The following is a 14,012-nucleotide window of genomic DNA, read 5'->3' on the forward strand; positions in this document are numbered from 1 at the left end:
TGTTTGTTGGGGCGAAATATTTTTCGCCCATTTAGGGTGGTGGTTGGAGCAGCCGAAGTAGCTAGGGCGAAATATTTTTCGCCCGTACGCTAATATGCTAAAGCAATTTAATTTTTTAATAAAGCTATCTTTGTCTAATGCAAAAGTCTTTTACAGATCATCTCGGCAATGCAATTACAATTAATTATCCTCCTAAAAGGATAATATCTATTGTACCCTCGCAAACCGAGCTGCTTTTTGATTTAGGTTTAGATGAAGAAGTGGTGGGCATTACCAAATTCTGCATACATCCGATAGAGAAATTTGCATCGAAAGCTAAAGTTGGTGGAACTAAAAAACTGCAAATCGAAAAAATTAGAGATTTAAAGCCAGACCTTATTATTGGCAATAAAGAAGAAAATAGCAAAGCTTATATTGAGCTATTGCAACAGGAGTTTCCGGTTTGGATGAGTGATATCTACAACCTGGAAGATGCCATGCAGACGATTACCGATATAGGTGCTTTGGTAGATCGACAACCAGAAGCCACCTACTTAAACCATTTAATTAATGCTGGTTTTAGAGATTTGCAAACTTTGGCAGTAGAGAAAAAGATTGATCAAACCGTAGCTTACTTAATTTGGAAAGACCCATATATGGCTGCTGGAAGAAATACCTTTATTGATGATGTTTTAAGAAAGATTGGATTAACAAATGTCATTACTGAAACTAGATATCCCGAAAGTCAGCTCTTGCAACTCGTAACACTTAACCCGCAACTCTTATTCCTGTCCTCAGAACCTTATCCTTTCAAAGAGAAGCACATCGAAGAAATTCAATCAGTTTTGCCGAGTACTAAGGGTGATTTTGGTAGATGGCGAAATGTTTTCTTGGTACGGCAGCCGTTTGGTGAAAGCTGTTCAATACTTTTTTGAGTTTCAAAATCAACTAATTGAAAAATAAATACACTCTTTTATTTTTAAAATAATTTAAAAATTATAATTTAGTTTTTAAAATTTTGAAAATATGCGTCGATTAATATTTGGCTTTGCCGTAGTTGGATTAAGTAATTTAGCTGCATGCGGAGTTAACAAAACTCAATCATTAACCAGCAATAAAGACATCGTTATACTTAATGAGGTATTGCCAGAGAAACAAAAGCCATGTTTTGCTGGTGCTTATTATCGCAAATTAGTTTCTAGTCATGATTACTGGCGAGGCATAGAAGGAACAGTTGTTTTGCCTACTATTGTTTTTGATGAGGATAGAAAACATCCAAAAAAAACAGGACAGTATTTAGATAATCCTTCGATTTATTTAGGTGGCAGTATGGGTAACCAAGAAACAGATATCGGCTTAACCTGGGAAGTAGTTAAAGAAGAAAATGGTCAAATATCTAAATCCAGAAAAGCATTTAGACCTTTTTTACGCCGAACGGAACATGAGAGTGGACAAAAATCAGTGTTTGAGAATGCGCCTGCTCAAAAAGAATATTACTGGTATCCGGGGAAGAAGTTAAAATGTCTTTGCTGTTGATTGCAGATAAAAAAGTGCGCTTTGTGGTAGAAGGCGCAGGCAAGAAATTTGAACGAGATTTTACTTGTGATGGTTATTTGTTAAATGCTGTTGGAGAATTTAAACGTGTAAACGCAATAGACCAAGTAGCCAATGAGGGGAAGCCGGTGCAAGCTACTAAAACTAAGGTGTTAAATGCCGAGTGGAAAGAAACTAGCCTGTTTAGGTTAATTAAAAATGAAATCGTAACCGTACCATTTAAAAAAACTAGATATACAGAAATGATGTGTCCTGCTGCTGTTCATTTTGACGTAAGGGCAAATTCAAATCAAATAGCAAAAGGAGCAGAGGTATTGTCTATAAGCGGTGTATCTTATCGTTAGAAATTATTTCTACTGAATATGAATGGGTTAGGTTTTTATAAGAAATAAAATGAAAATTTTTCTGCAAATGTTGCGAAATAACCAATGTAATTTCTATCTTTGCAGTCCTAAATACATCCTAACTGCGGAAGTGGCGTAATTGGTAGCCGCACCAGACTTAGGATCTGGCGCTTCACGGCGTGGGGGTTCGAGTCCCTTCTTCCGCACTAAAGATAAAGGCCGTTCCGATACACATCGGGACGGTTTTATTTTAAAAAGACATTGATAAAGAAATAAACAGAAATCGATGTGTGCTTTTGGACTAGCTTTTTGTCTCAAATCTCATATCTTCCCAAAGGGATGCCTTTGGCACAAAACTATATCTAAATGAATATTACACAGGAAAAAGTTGACGATTTAAATGCTTTAGTAAAAATTACTTTAGCCCCTGAAGATTACACTCCAAACGTAGAGAAAGCGATTAAGGAGCAGGCTAAAAAAGCTAATTTACCAGGTTTCCGTAAAGGAATGGTGCCAGCTGCACACATCAAAAGAATGTACGGTAAAAGCATTTTGGTAGAAGAAATCAACAATATGTTGAACGAAAACATCTCAAAATATCTTACAGATAACAACGTTGAGATTTTAGGTCAACCTTTGCCTGTGCAAGAAGAGGATGGTGCCTATAACTGGGATTACAACGATACTTTCAACTTTTCTTACGAGTTAGGTTTAGCTCCAGCTGTTGATATCGAAGTTTCTTCTAAAGATAAATTTACGCACTATAACGTTAAAGCCGATGAAGAAACGTTAAATGAGCGTATCAAAAATATCCGTAAGAGCTATGGTAAAATGACAAACCCTGAGGTTGCTGCTGAGGGTGATGTGCTTTACGCCGAATTGAAGCAATTAGCTAACGACGGTTCTGAGTTTGAAGGCGGTATTGTTGCTACTGGCTCTATCCGTTTAGATTTAATAACCGACAAGAAAATCTTAAAAACCTTAGTTGGTGTTAAAAAAGACGATACTTTTGAGCTTGATGTAAACAAAGCTTTTGGCGGCGATGCTGCTGCAATTGCTAAATTGTTAAACATTAGCGAAGAGGATGCTGTTGAGTTGAAATCTAAATTCTCGGTAACTGTTAAAAACGTTAACCGTTTAGAAGAGGCTGATTTAAACCAAGAGTTTTTTGATAAAATCTTTGGTGCTGATGCTGTAAAAGACGAAGCTGGTTTCACTGCTAAAATTACAGAAGAGATTGAGGCAATGTTTAAGCAAGATGCTGATCGTAAATTACAAAACGATATTTATGCGCAGTTAACTGAGCAAACTAAAATGCAATTGCCAGATGAGTTTTTACGTAAATGGTTAAAAGCTACTAACGAAAAACTAACTGACGAAGAGTTAGCTCAAGGTTATGATGATTTCGCTAAAAACTTAAAATGGACTTTGATCGAAAATAAAATCATTAAAGACAACGACATCAAAATTGAATATACTGACGTTTTAGAAGCTGCTAAGCAACGTTTAGATGCGCAATTTAGAATGTACAGCCCAACTCCACTTCCAGAAGATCAATTGGCACAATATGCGGCTAACTTCTTGCAAGAAAGAGAAAATGCTAACCGTATTTTCGAAGAGGTAAAAGCATTGAAAGTTTTCGATTATATCAAATCGGTAGCTACTTTAAACGAAAAAGAAATTGCTTACAATAAGTTTACGGAGTTGAAGTAAAAGATAAGAGTTTGGCGATTGGCGTTTAGCGATGCCGTGTAACTCGCCAAATGTTTGTAAATTGGCTAATCATTTACCTATTGATATGAGCCAATTTAAATTTCAAGCTTTGGAAGTTTGGCAATTAGCCATCGCAATTACAGACAAATTGTTAGACATAGCTGACCGTTTGTCAGAAGATAAGAAATACAGATTTGCAGAGCAGCTCAATGGGGCTGCTCTTAGCATATCTAATAATATAGCCGAAGATTCAGGGTCTATTTCAAACAAGGAATTCGCTCATTATTTGAATATTGCACATCGATCGGTATTCGAGAATGCAAATATTTTAGTAGTATTGGAACGTAGAAAGATAATTTCTGACAACGAATTAATTTATTATCTAGAGGAATTAGATAAATTGGCACGAAAATTAACAAACCTTAGAAAATATTTGCTCAAATAACAATATCGTCTGGCCTAGGCATAATGAAACGCCAAACGCCAAACGCTAATCGAAAAACGTATCATGAAAATAGACAAAGACGAATTTAGAAAATATGCCGTTAAACACCATAGAATTAACGGATTAAACGTAGATAGATTTATTGGTGCAACTAATAATTCTCCGAAAGGCATGACGCCTTACATTATTGAAGAGCGCCAATTAAACGTAGCACAAATGGACGTGTTTTCTCGTTTAATGATGGATCGTATCATCTTTTTAGGTGATGCAGTTTATGATCAAAATGCAAACATCATTCAAGCACAGTTGTTGTTCTTGCAATCGGTAGATGCAGATAGGGATATCCAAATCTATATCAACTCTCCCGGTGGTTCGGTTTATGCAGGTTTAGGTATTTACGATACCATGCAGTACATCACACCAGATGTGGCCACCATTTGTACAGGTATGGCGGCATCAATGGGGGCGGTTTTATTGGTAGCCGGTGCTAAAGGCAAACGTGCAGCGTTAAAACACTCTAGAGTAATGATCCACCAACCTTCGGGCGGGGCACAAGGTGTAGCGTCAGATATGGAAATCAATTTGAGAGAGATGCTTAAATTGAAAAAAGAATTATATGACATTATTTCATCACACTCTGGACAATCTTACGAGTGGGTAGAAAAAGCATCTGATCGTGATTATTGGATGACCTCTACCGAAGCGAAAGAATTTGGAATGATTGATGAAGTATTAGGCGGAACAAAATAAAATAGTTGCGGGTTACGAGTTAAAAGTTGTAGGTCTAGGCCGGCACAACTCATAACACGTAACCCGTAGCTCATAACAAAAATAAAAATGGCTAGACAAAGTAAAGATTCACACTGTTCGTTTTGTGGCACTCCTAAAAGCGAAACCTTAATGTTAATTGAGGGTTTGGATGCGTACATCTGTGATAAATGCGTTACCCAAGCCAATGTGTTGCTAGCGCAAGAACTAGGAAGTAAAAAAGGTAAAGCGTTTGACGAATCGTTTAAACTGCTTAAGCCTGCCGAAATTAAAGCGCATTTGGATCAGTATGTAATTGGACAATATGATGCTAAAAAAGTGCTTTCTGTAGCGGTGTATAACCATTACAAACGTTTAAGCCAGAAGATAGACAAAGATGAAGTAGAGATTGAAAAATCTAACATTATGTTGGTTGGCGAAACAGGTACTGGTAAAACACTTTTGGCTAAAACCATTGCTAAAATACTTCACGTACCATTTTGTATTGTTGATGCTACAGTTTTAACTGAAGCTGGTTACGTAGGCGAGGATGTAGAAAGTATTTTAACCCGCTTGTTACAAGCTGCTGATTATGATGTGGCTTCGGCAGAGCGTGGCATTGTTTATATTGATGAAGTAGATAAAGTTGCTCGTAAAAGCGACAATCCATCGATAACCAGGGACGTAAGTGGCGAAGGTGTGCAGCAAGCTTTATTAAAAATTTTGGAAGGAACCATTGTTAACGTACCACCTCAGGGCGGTAGGAAACATCCAGACCAGAAAATGATTGCGGTAAACACCAATAACATTCTTTTTATATGCGGTGGCGCTTTTGATGGTATAGAAAGAAAAATTGCTAACAGATTGCGTACCCAGGCCGTAGGTTACAAAGTGAAGAAAGAGGAAGCCGATATCGATTTTAAGAACTTGTATAAGTACATTACGCCGCAAGATCTAAAATCTTTTGGTCTAATTCCAGAACTAATTGGACGTATTCCGGTACTAACGCATTTGGTGCCTTTAGATAAAGCCGCATTGCGTAATATCTTAACAGAACCTAAAAATTCGTTAACAAAGCAATATGTGAAGCTTTTCAATTATGAAAATGTAAAGCTCAAGTTTGATGACGAAGTATTGGAATTTATTGTAGATAAAGCGATGGAATTTAAACTTGGGGCAAGGGGATTAAGATCTATTTGCGAATCGATAATGCTGGATGCCATGTATGACACCCCATCTGAAACAGATGTAAAAGAGTTGGAGATTACACTAGCTTATGCTAAAGAAAAGTTTGAGAAATCTGATTTCAAAAAACTTAAAGCAGCTTAAAATATAAAATCCCGACTTGTTCGGGATTTTTTTAACCTGTTGGTTTTGTAGTTGATGGCACATAGTTTATAGTCATTGACCATTAACTATGAACTATGAACAAAAATTTATAAATTTAAAAAAAGGAGAAAATGTATGAATGAAGAAAAAGATGTAAAAAAAGATGAAGAAATCGTAAAGAAAGCGAAAAGAGTTAAAGAGGTTGAAACACCAGTAAGAAAGGGTTTAAAAACCAAAGAAGATATTGTGAAAAACTGGCTGCCCCGTTACACAGGTAGGCCATTGGATGAATTCGGTCAGTATATTTTGCTAACCAATTTCAGTAAGTACGTATCGCTGTTTTCTGAATGGAATGACAATGCACCTATTTACGGCTTAGACAAACCAATGCAGAGTGTAACCGCCAACGGTATTACCATTATCAATTTTGGTATGGGTAGCCCGCTTGCAGCTACCATGATGGATTTGCTAACTGCTATTCAGCCTAAAGCGGTATTGTTTTTGGGAAAATGTGGTGGTTTAAAGAAGAAAAACCAAATTGGCGACTTGATCCTTCCTATTGCCGCAATTAGGGGAGAAGGAACGTCTAATGATTACTTACCTGCCGAAGTACCAGCTTTACCTGCCTTTGCTTTACAAAAAGCTATTTCTACAACTATTAGAGATCACTCTAGAGATTACTGGACTGGTACTTGTTATACCACCAACCGTAGGGTTTGGGAGCACGATAAAGAATTTAAAAAGTATCTAAAAAGCTTGCGTGCCATGGCAGTAGACATGGAAACAGCTACGGTTTTTACCACTGGCTTTGCTAACAAAATTCCTACTGGAGCTTTGTTGTTAGTTTCAGACCAGCCAATGATACCCGAAGGAGTAAAAACAACCGAAAGTGATAGCTCGGTAACAGCTAACTATGTAGAAACACACCTAAGAATAGGTATTGATTCGTTGAAACAATTGATCAACGGAGGTTTAACCGTTAAACACCTTCAGTTTTAATCGGCCCATTTGCATTTTGCAACACATGTTCCTAGTTAGACTCTCGCCCCTTTAGGGGAGAGATGTCCAAAGGACAGAGAGGGGTTCAATCCATCCCACTTTTTGGGTAATCAAATAACACTAAATTTCCTGTGTTGCTGCTAATCAATTTCCATTCATCAAAAGGAAATTCGATTACTACTGCGCTACAAGTTGGCATGTTGGCTATCTGTCCGTCGGTTAAGTAATTTACCAGGTTAGTTAAGCCAGGGTTGTGGCCAAATAAGGCAATGCTATTGAAATCATCATTAAATCTGTTGATGACTTGTAATAGCGTTTTAGTATCTGCTTCATATATAGAAGGGTTGGTGCTTAATTGTTCGGCTTTTAGCTGCCAGCCAGTAGCAAAATATTTTGCAGTAGTTAAGGCTCGTAAAGCAGGGCTACTTACCATCACATCTGGTTTAAGGCCTTTAGCTACAAAGCGTGCTACCATTTCTGGTGCGTTGTGATGGCCTCTTTTGTTCAAAGGTCTATCAAAATCTTTGAGGCTAAAATCTCCCCAATCAGATTTGGCATGTCTAATTACGAAAAGTTGTTTCATTAACTACGGTTTCTTGCTGGCAAAAAAATCAGTTATTTCTGTTAAAGAAAATGCATTTAAACACTTTTCGGCAGTTAAACCACCTTTTCGTGCAACCATAACCCCATAACGCATATCTAAAAAGCCTTCTTTACGGTGCGCATCTGGATTAATGGCAAGTAGCACGCCTTTTTCTAACGCATAGCGATGCCAGCGCCAATCTAAATCTAAACGCAATGGATTAGCATTGATTTCGATGACTACGCCATTAGCCGCACAGGCATCAATCACTTTTTTGTAATCAATCTCGTAACCTTTTCTGCTTAACAACAACCTTCCCGTTGGGTGGCCTAAAATGGTAGTATAAGGGTTTTCGATGGCTTTCAGTAGACGTTCGGTGGCTTTTTCTTCCGTCATTTTTAGCTGAGTGTGAACAGAAGCTACCACAAAATCGAAAGTTTTTAAAATGTCGTCACTGTAATCGAGAGATCCGTCGTACAAAATGTCGCTTTCTATGCCTTTAAAAATTTTGAAAGGTGCTAGTTTTTGGTTCAACTCGTTAATTTGTTGATGTTGGGCATACACTCTTTGTTCATTTAGGCCATTGGCATAAAACGCAGATTTAGAGTGATCGCACATACCTAAATAATCTAATTTCAACACATCACGGCAGTATAAGGCCATTTCTTCTAAAGTATGTACGCCATCGCTCCAATCAGAGTGATTGTGCAAACTTCCCTTTAAATCACTATCCGTAATAAGTATCGGTAATTGATGTTCTTTTGCCAGCTGTACTTCATTTAAGCCTTCACGTAATTCGGGAGCAATGAAATCTAAACCTGCTTTAGCATAAATTTCTTCTTCGTTTTTGAAAGGATGATCTCCTGCCAAAGCAAGAACTTGATCAACATGTGTTTCGCTACCAGTTAATCTAAAATAATCTAAGTAGAAATTAATTTTTGGAACAATAAACAGTTTGATATTTAAACCATTTTCTAGTTGGGTGCTAAAAATATTTGGACTTGCTTCTACAAATCCAAGTTCTAAATTAATCAGTTCTGTTGCAATAATGTCTGGAGTTTCAGGTCCTACTACCAAAACAACTTCTTCAATTATTTCACATAATCTACGGTACTCGCCCGCAACTGCAAATAAGCATTCGTGGTCTATTTGCGTTAACCAAACGGATAGCTTTTCGTGTAGGTCGTTAACAATTGGCTCTGCTTGGGCGTATAAAAATTTGCCACTAGCAGCCATTTTAAACTCAATTACTTTTTTAATTTCTTCTTGAGTTTTTAAACCAAAGCCTTTCGCTTCGATTAAGCGGTTTTCGTTACAAGCATAATAGAGTTCGCCAATACTCTCAATGTGCAGGTCGTTCCAAATGATACCGATTTTTTTAGGTCCGATACCTTTAATCGCTAACATTTCTACAATGCCTGGAGGCGTTTGGCTCAATAAAGTTTCTAGCTCTACAATAGTTCCAGTTTCTAACAGCTCAACAACTTTAGCGGCAATGCTTTTGCCAACGCCATCTATTTTGTCAATTTCGCTAATGGGTTTACTCGAAATAGCGAAAGGTAATTTATCTATTTTAAATGCCGCGTTAGCTACAGATTTTATCTTAAACGGATTTTCGTTATGAAGTTCCATTAACTGAGATAGTAATCTGAGTGTGCGTGCTATGGGTTTGTTTTCCATGTGGATTTATTGCTGAATTGTTGTACTGTTATATTGCTATTTTAAACTGCCAGCTCTAAAACAATTTAACAATAGCGCAATTAAACTGTTACAAATTATTTAATTCTAATTTCATAATCCATTCTAGCTTGTATACCCGTATTGCTTATTGCTTTTTGCATTTGCTTGTACAATACATAGTTTTCGCCAAACTCTTTTTTAGCATAATAAGCGCTCACATTATCTTTGGCAGCACCTAAAAATTCTTTCAATGGATCAATTTTTTCTGGATATTCCACTACTTTGTAATCCTTTAGTTTTGCTTTTTTAGCGGCAGAAGCTACTGCGTCTTTGAAACTTCCTAATCTATCTGCCAGCCCATTTTTAACGGCATCGGTACCAATCCAAACTCGGCCGCCACCCAAGCTGTCTACTTGCGTTTTGGTTTTCTTTCTACCATCTGCCACTTTAGTAATAAAAGTGTTGTAGATATTGTTTACGCCTTTTTGTATCATTGCTCTTTCGGCAGGTGTTAATGGGCGGTTGCTGCTCATAATATCAGCATATTGGCCAGTTTTTACACCATCAAAAGTTAATCCCAATTTATTATTAAACAACTCTTGGAAATTGAGGATTACCCCAAAAACACCAATAGAACCAGTAATGGTATTAGGTTGTACAAAAATGCTATCAGCAGCGCAACCAATATAATATCCGCCAGATGCGGCTACATCTCCAAAAGAAGCAATTACGGGTTTTGCTTTTTTGCTCAGTACCATTTCTCTCCAAATTACATCAGAAGCTAAAGCGCTACCGCCTCCAGAATTTACGCGAAGTACAATGGCTTTAACATCATCATCTAAACGGGCTTTTCTAATGGCACGAGAAATGCGCTCAGAACCAATTTGTTCATCAGAGCCTTCGCCACCAACAATATCGCCGTTGGCATAAATTACAGCTACTTTGTTTTTAGAACTAGATTCGCCTTCGGTACTTAAACTTTTGATATAATCGTTGATGCTTAACGAGTTAATGTCTTTCTTCTTGTCTGTTCCGGTAATGTTTCTTAGCTCGTCTAAAATTTCATCCTTATATTTTAAGCCATCTACCATTTTGTAAGCCAAAGCATCTTTAGGTAATTGGATTTTATATTGATCGGCAATTTGCCACAAGCTGTCTTTTTCTATTTTACGGGTTTGCGAAATACCAGTTAAAAAAGTATCGTATAAGCCGTTCACATAAGCGGTTACCTGTTGGCGGTTATAATCGCTCATTTTAGTGTTAATCAACGGTTCTACAGCACTTTTGTAATTTCCTACACGTATAATCTGCGCTTCAATTCCTAATTTTTCTAAGGCACCCTTAAAAAACATCAAATTAGAGCTAAAACCTTTAAATTCTAGTTCTCCCTCTGGGTTTAAATAAACTTTGTTAGCTGCCGAAGCCAAATAATAAGCGCCTTGAGAGTAAACTTCGCTGTAAGCAATTACTGGTTTTTTGCTTTTCTTGAAATCAATGATCGCATTTCTAACTTCAAGCATAGTTGCCATGCCTGCGTTTGGAGCGCTTACATTAATATAAACGGCTTGTATGTTCTCGTCGGTTTGTGCTTTTTTAAGGGCTCTAATTACATCGTTAAAACCTATACTTTTATCGCTGGCACCGCCAAATAAACTACCAAACGACCCCTCTGGTGTACGTTCTATAATGGCTTGGTCTAGGTTAAGAAATAACACGGAGTTTTTCTTAACTACCGTTTCACTTTCGCTTCCAATAGACGAAATCATCCCCACAAATACTACAAAAAACAGGATGCCCAAAATAACTGCCGAAATGACAATACCGAATACGGTAGCGAAAACATATTTGAAAAATTCTTTCATAAGTTTTAATAACGTTTAATTTGTAAATATAAAAAATGCATTGTGATATACGGCAATTAAGCTAAACAAGCGCAATAAATACAATGCTTTTAGCTAAACAAAAAGTATATGGAATTAGAGCATCAAAATGCTTATTTGTTACTGGGTACTAATTTAGGCGATAGGGCTGATAACTTAAGAAATGCCATTGCGCTGATAAGCAATGAGGTAGGGGATGTTTTTGCTGCCTCTGGTGTATATGAAACAGCTGCTTGGGGCAAGACAGATCAGCCTAATTTTTTAAACCAGGCCATTGGTGTACAAACACATTTGCAGCCGCTTACTTTGCTTAGCACTTTGTTGGGCATTGAGCAGCAAATGGGAAGAGTAAGGTTAGAACGCTGGGGCGAGCGTTTAATTGATATAGATATTATTTTTTATGCCGATTTGATTTTTTCGAACAATGATTTGCATGTGCCTCATCCTGAAATGCATAGGCGCAGATTTGTGTTAGAGCCGCTAAATGAAATTGCAAAAGATTTCATTCATCCGGTGTTAAAAGAAAAAGTTTCGAGCATTTTATTTAACTTGACCGATAAATTAACTGTCGAAAAAATATAACAAAGTGCAAGTATGATCAACTTAACTAAGAGTAAAGAAGATTTAGATTTATCCTATTTAAGAGAAATGTCTGGCGATAGCGCCGAATTTATGATTGAAATGTTGGACACCTTGGTAGAACAGATACCTTTATATATGGAGGATTTGCAAAAAGCTGTAGATGCCCAAGATTGGAAAGCTGTTTCTGAATTTGCACATAAAGTAAAGCCAACTTTTTATTACGTAGGTAGAGAAGATGTGAGAGATTATGTACAGGTGATTGAGCGTAATGCAAAAGAAGGTGTAGGTTTGGCAATTATTCCGTCTGCACTTGCCGAAATTAAAGCCGAATTAACGGTTATTTTAACACAAGTGGCAAAATCTAGAACTGAATTAGAGCGGCAGCTTTAAAGCAGTGCTTATAATTGGCTATATGTTGGCAGCTCTTCTACTAGCTTAAATGCCTTGTTATGATGGTCTATTTCTGCATAATAGTGGTTTAAGCCATTGGTAATTGCTAACCATTTTGCTTTATATACAGCATTGTATCTTGCAGCTTGGTCAAAAGTTGCTTGCGTGATATTTACTGATGGCGCTTTACATTCTATAACCATTAGCTTTTCTCCGCTTTGGGTGTAAACTAAAATATCACTACGTTTTTTGGTTTGGTTTAAACTTAAACCTCCTTCAATTTGCATTAAAGTTGGTGGAAACTGTTTTTCGCTAATCAAATATTTGATAAAATGTTGGCGCACCCATTCTTCGGGTGTAAGAACCAAGTGCTTTTTTCTGGCTTCGTCAAATATGTAATAAAGCCCATCCCTTTGGGTAATTTTAAATGGATAAAAGGGTAGGTTAAGCGGAGTAGGGTTAAACATGGAGGGGTAAAGTTAAAAGTTAAAGTAGAAAGTTAAAAGTATATAGAGAGAAAGCAAAAATTAGCTACTACAGCAGACAAATCTAAAATCGTAAATCTAAAATCGTAATTTTGAAGTATGAGTGCCGAGGATATCATCAAGGATTTAAAAGCTAGAAAATTTAAACCAGTTTACCTGTTGCAGGGCGAAGAGCCTTATTACATTGATCAGATTGTAGATTACATGGAAAAGCATGTATTGTCTGATGGGGAAAAAGGTTTCAATCAAACCGTTCTTTATGGTAAGGATACGGATATGGCTACCATCATGAATGCGGCAAAGCGTTATCCAATGATGTCTGAATATCAGCTGATTATTGTTAAGGAAGCCCAAGATTTAAAATTGGGAAACGAGGGAGCGAGTAAAGAAGCCGATTTTACTTTAGCTTACTTTGAAAAGCCTTTGCCCAGCACTATTTTGGTTTTAGCTTATAAATATGCCAATTTCGATAAGCGGAAGAAGATTTACAAAGCCATCAATAGCAATGGGCTGGTTTTTCAGAGTGATCCGGTAAGAGATTATAAGTTGATGCCGTGGATAGAGGAGCATATCAAAAGCAAGGGCTATAAAATAGATCCGCAAGCTGCTGCATTAATGGCAGAGTATTTAGGAACAGATCTTTCTAAAATTGCCAACGAAGTAGAAAAATTGTGTTTAAATATTGATAAAAGCACTACGATACAGACTGATCATATCCAACGTAATATTGGTATTAGTAAAGAGTACAATGTCTTCGAATTGCAGAAAGCTTTGGCTACCCGAAATGTGTTGAAGAGCAATCAGATTATCAACTATTTTGCTGGTAACCCCAAAGCCAACCCAATGATTATGGTAATGGCCAACCTTAATTCTTATTTCTCTAAGATATTAAAGTATCATTATTTGCCTAATAAAAACGATGCCGCTAGAGAGTTAGGAGTAAGTCCGTATTTTGTTAAAGATTATGAAACAGCTGCACGTACATTTAGTGCAGGTAAAACCTTTGATATTATTAGTTTGCTGAGGGAATACGATTTGAAAAGCAAAGGCTTGGATAGTACGGGTAACATAGCTGATGGCGATTTGTTGAAAGAACTGGTGTTTAAGATTTTACATTAAGTTTTTTTAGCTACTGATGCACAGATTATTTGCTTCTTTTAGTAAATTCTGCAGTGTAGCAATAATTTATTCATCTACTGCTCAAATTTTCTAAAATATTGCCTGCCAAATTTGTGCATCCCGATTTTTCCTATCGTGTGGACACAAGTCCGAGGGTTTGTCGTCATTCCCGCGTAGGCGGGA

General features: G+C 37.0%; 15 protein-coding genes and 1 tRNA gene. 12 read left to right on the forward strand and 4 right to left on the reverse strand.

The window, feature by feature from the left end; translation table 11 throughout:
• The first annotated feature begins 137 nt into the window (after nt 1-137).
• The 9 genes from OVA16_RS11920 to OVA16_RS11960 all read left to right on the forward strand — a co-directional run bounded on the left by OVA16_RS11920 (nt 138) and on the right by OVA16_RS11960 (nt 7,110).
• Nucleotides 138-914, forward strand: a complete 777-nt coding sequence (locus tag OVA16_RS11920) for a helical backbone metal receptor (protein WP_267759630.1) — start codon at nt 138-140, stop codon at nt 912-914.
• Nucleotides 915-1,005: 91 nt separating this feature from the next.
• Complete coding sequence (locus OVA16_RS11925) at nt 1,006-1,515, forward strand: hypothetical protein (RefSeq protein WP_267759632.1); 510 nt, start codon at nt 1,006-1,008, stop codon at nt 1,513-1,515.
• Nucleotides 1,500-1,877, forward strand: coding sequence for a hypothetical protein (locus OVA16_RS11930; RefSeq protein WP_267759634.1), 378 nt, complete (start codon nt 1,500-1,502; stop codon nt 1,875-1,877). Before OVA16_RS11925 ends, OVA16_RS11930 begins: the two co-directional genes overlap by 16 nt.
• A gap of 124 nt (nt 1,878-2,001) precedes the next feature.
• Nucleotides 2,002-2,083 (forward strand) — tRNA-Leu (locus OVA16_RS11935).
• A gap of 160 nt (nt 2,084-2,243) precedes the next feature.
• On the forward strand, nt 2,244-3,590 hold the full coding sequence (gene tig / locus OVA16_RS11940) for a trigger factor (protein ID WP_267759636.1): 1,347 nt from the start codon (nt 2,244-2,246) through the stop codon (nt 3,588-3,590).
• A gap of 85 nt (nt 3,591-3,675) precedes the next feature.
• A complete protein-coding gene (locus OVA16_RS11945) occupies nt 3,676-4,035 on the forward strand; it encodes a four helix bundle protein (RefSeq protein WP_267759638.1) in 360 nt (119 codons plus the stop codon).
• A 63-nt stretch (nt 4,036-4,098) separates the two neighbouring features.
• Nucleotides 4,099-4,785: an ATP-dependent Clp endopeptidase proteolytic subunit ClpP gene (gene clpP / locus OVA16_RS11950; RefSeq protein WP_138731253.1), complete on the forward strand. Its 687-nt coding sequence runs from the start codon at nt 4,099-4,101 to the stop codon at nt 4,783-4,785.
• An 87-nt stretch (nt 4,786-4,872) separates the two neighbouring features.
• Nucleotides 4,873-6,111 carry an ATP-dependent Clp protease ATP-binding subunit ClpX gene (gene clpX / locus OVA16_RS11955; protein WP_267759646.1) on the forward strand — a complete coding sequence of 413 codons (1,239 nt, stop codon included), beginning with the start codon at nt 4,873-4,875 and terminating at the stop codon, nt 6,109-6,111.
• 135 nt (nt 6,112-6,246) lie between these two features.
• Entirely contained in the window at nt 6,247-7,110 is an 864-nt protein-coding gene (locus tag OVA16_RS11960) for an AMP nucleosidase (protein WP_267759647.1), read from the forward strand.
• Nucleotides 7,111-7,195: 85 nt separating this feature from the next.
• Here OVA16_RS11960 and OVA16_RS11965 read toward each other — a convergent pair whose 3' ends face one another.
• From OVA16_RS11965 to sppA, 3 genes are all read right to left on the reverse strand, one after another.
• Nucleotides 7,196-7,693, reverse strand: coding sequence for a SixA phosphatase family protein (locus OVA16_RS11965; protein WP_267759649.1), 498 nt, complete (start codon nt 7,691-7,693; stop codon nt 7,196-7,198).
• A gap of 3 nt (nt 7,694-7,696) precedes the next feature.
• Nucleotides 7,697-9,373, reverse strand: coding sequence for a DNA polymerase/3'-5' exonuclease PolX (locus tag OVA16_RS11970; protein ID WP_267759651.1), 1,677 nt, complete (start codon nt 9,371-9,373; stop codon nt 7,697-7,699).
• A gap of 95 nt (nt 9,374-9,468) precedes the next feature.
• Complete coding sequence (gene sppA, locus OVA16_RS11975) at nt 9,469-11,235, reverse strand: signal peptide peptidase SppA (RefSeq protein ID WP_267759653.1); 1,767 nt, start codon at nt 11,233-11,235, stop codon at nt 9,469-9,471.
• A gap of 108 nt (nt 11,236-11,343) precedes the next feature.
• On the opposite strand from sppA, the gene folK reads away from it, so the two are divergent.
• Together folK and OVA16_RS11985 are read left to right on the forward strand one after the other, a co-directional pair.
• Nucleotides 11,344-11,835 (forward strand): 2-amino-4-hydroxy-6-hydroxymethyldihydropteridine diphosphokinase, encoded by a 492-nt coding sequence (folK, locus tag OVA16_RS11980; protein WP_267759655.1) that lies wholly within the window; start codon nt 11,344-11,346, stop codon nt 11,833-11,835.
• A gap of 12 nt (nt 11,836-11,847) precedes the next feature.
• Entirely contained in the window at nt 11,848-12,225 is a 378-nt protein-coding gene (locus tag OVA16_RS11985) for an Hpt domain-containing protein (RefSeq protein ID WP_267759657.1), read from the forward strand.
• Nucleotides 12,226-12,233: 8 nt separating this feature from the next.
• On the opposite strand, the gene OVA16_RS11990 is transcribed toward OVA16_RS11985, so the two are convergent.
• Complete coding sequence (locus OVA16_RS11990; protein ID WP_267759659.1) at nt 12,234-12,692, reverse strand: type I restriction enzyme HsdR N-terminal domain-containing protein; 459 nt, start codon at nt 12,690-12,692, stop codon at nt 12,234-12,236.
• Nucleotides 12,693-12,809: 117 nt separating this feature from the next.
• Between OVA16_RS11990 and holA the strand changes: the two genes are divergently transcribed.
• Complete coding sequence (gene holA, locus OVA16_RS11995; protein ID WP_267759661.1) at nt 12,810-13,829, forward strand: DNA polymerase III subunit delta; 1,020 nt, start codon at nt 12,810-12,812, stop codon at nt 13,827-13,829.
• The last annotated feature ends 183 nt before the right edge of the window (nt 13,830-14,012 follow it).

The sequence above is a fragment of the Pedobacter sp. SL55 genome, assembly GCF_026625705.1.
Classification (GTDB): Bacteria; Bacteroidota; Bacteroidia; order Sphingobacteriales; family Sphingobacteriaceae; genus Pedobacter.

Excerpts from the sequence above, each read along its gene's own strand:
- OVA16_RS11920 (WP_267759630.1), top strand. The coding sequence starts at position 138 with ATGCAAAAGTCTTTTACAGATCATCTCGGCAATGCAATTACAATTAAT.
- OVA16_RS11925 (WP_267759632.1), top strand. The coding sequence starts at position 1,006 with ATGCGTCGATTAATATTTGGCTTTGCCGTAGTTGGATTAAGTAATTTA.
- OVA16_RS11930 (WP_267759634.1), top strand. The coding sequence starts at position 1,500 with ATGTCTTTGCTGTTGATTGCAGATAAAAAAGTGCGCTTTGTGGTAGAA.
- tig (WP_267759636.1), top strand. The coding sequence starts at position 2,244 with ATGAATATTACACAGGAAAAAGTTGACGATTTAAATGCTTTAGTAAAA.
- OVA16_RS11945 (WP_267759638.1), top strand. The coding sequence starts at position 3,676 with ATGAGCCAATTTAAATTTCAAGCTTTGGAAGTTTGGCAATTAGCCATC.
- clpP (WP_138731253.1), top strand. The coding sequence starts at position 4,099 with ATGAAAATAGACAAAGACGAATTTAGAAAATATGCCGTTAAACACCAT.
- clpX (WP_267759646.1), top strand. The coding sequence starts at position 4,873 with ATGGCTAGACAAAGTAAAGATTCACACTGTTCGTTTTGTGGCACTCCT.
- OVA16_RS11960 (WP_267759647.1), top strand. The coding sequence starts at position 6,247 with ATGAATGAAGAAAAAGATGTAAAAAAAGATGAAGAAATCGTAAAGAAA.
- OVA16_RS11965 (WP_267759649.1), bottom strand. The coding sequence starts at position 7,693 with ATGAAACAACTTTTCGTAATTAGACATGCCAAATCTGATTGGGGAGAT.
- OVA16_RS11970 (WP_267759651.1), bottom strand. The coding sequence starts at position 9,373 with ATGGAAAACAAACCCATAGCACGCACACTCAGATTACTATCTCAGTTA.
- sppA (WP_267759653.1), bottom strand. The coding sequence starts at position 11,235 with ATGAAAGAATTTTTCAAATATGTTTTCGCTACCGTATTCGGTATTGTC.
- folK (WP_267759655.1), top strand. The coding sequence starts at position 11,344 with ATGGAATTAGAGCATCAAAATGCTTATTTGTTACTGGGTACTAATTTA.
- OVA16_RS11985 (WP_267759657.1), top strand. The coding sequence starts at position 11,848 with ATGATCAACTTAACTAAGAGTAAAGAAGATTTAGATTTATCCTATTTA.
- OVA16_RS11990 (WP_267759659.1), bottom strand. The coding sequence starts at position 12,692 with ATGTTTAACCCTACTCCGCTTAACCTACCCTTTTATCCATTTAAAATT.
- holA (WP_267759661.1), top strand. The coding sequence starts at position 12,810 with ATGAGTGCCGAGGATATCATCAAGGATTTAAAAGCTAGAAAATTTAAA.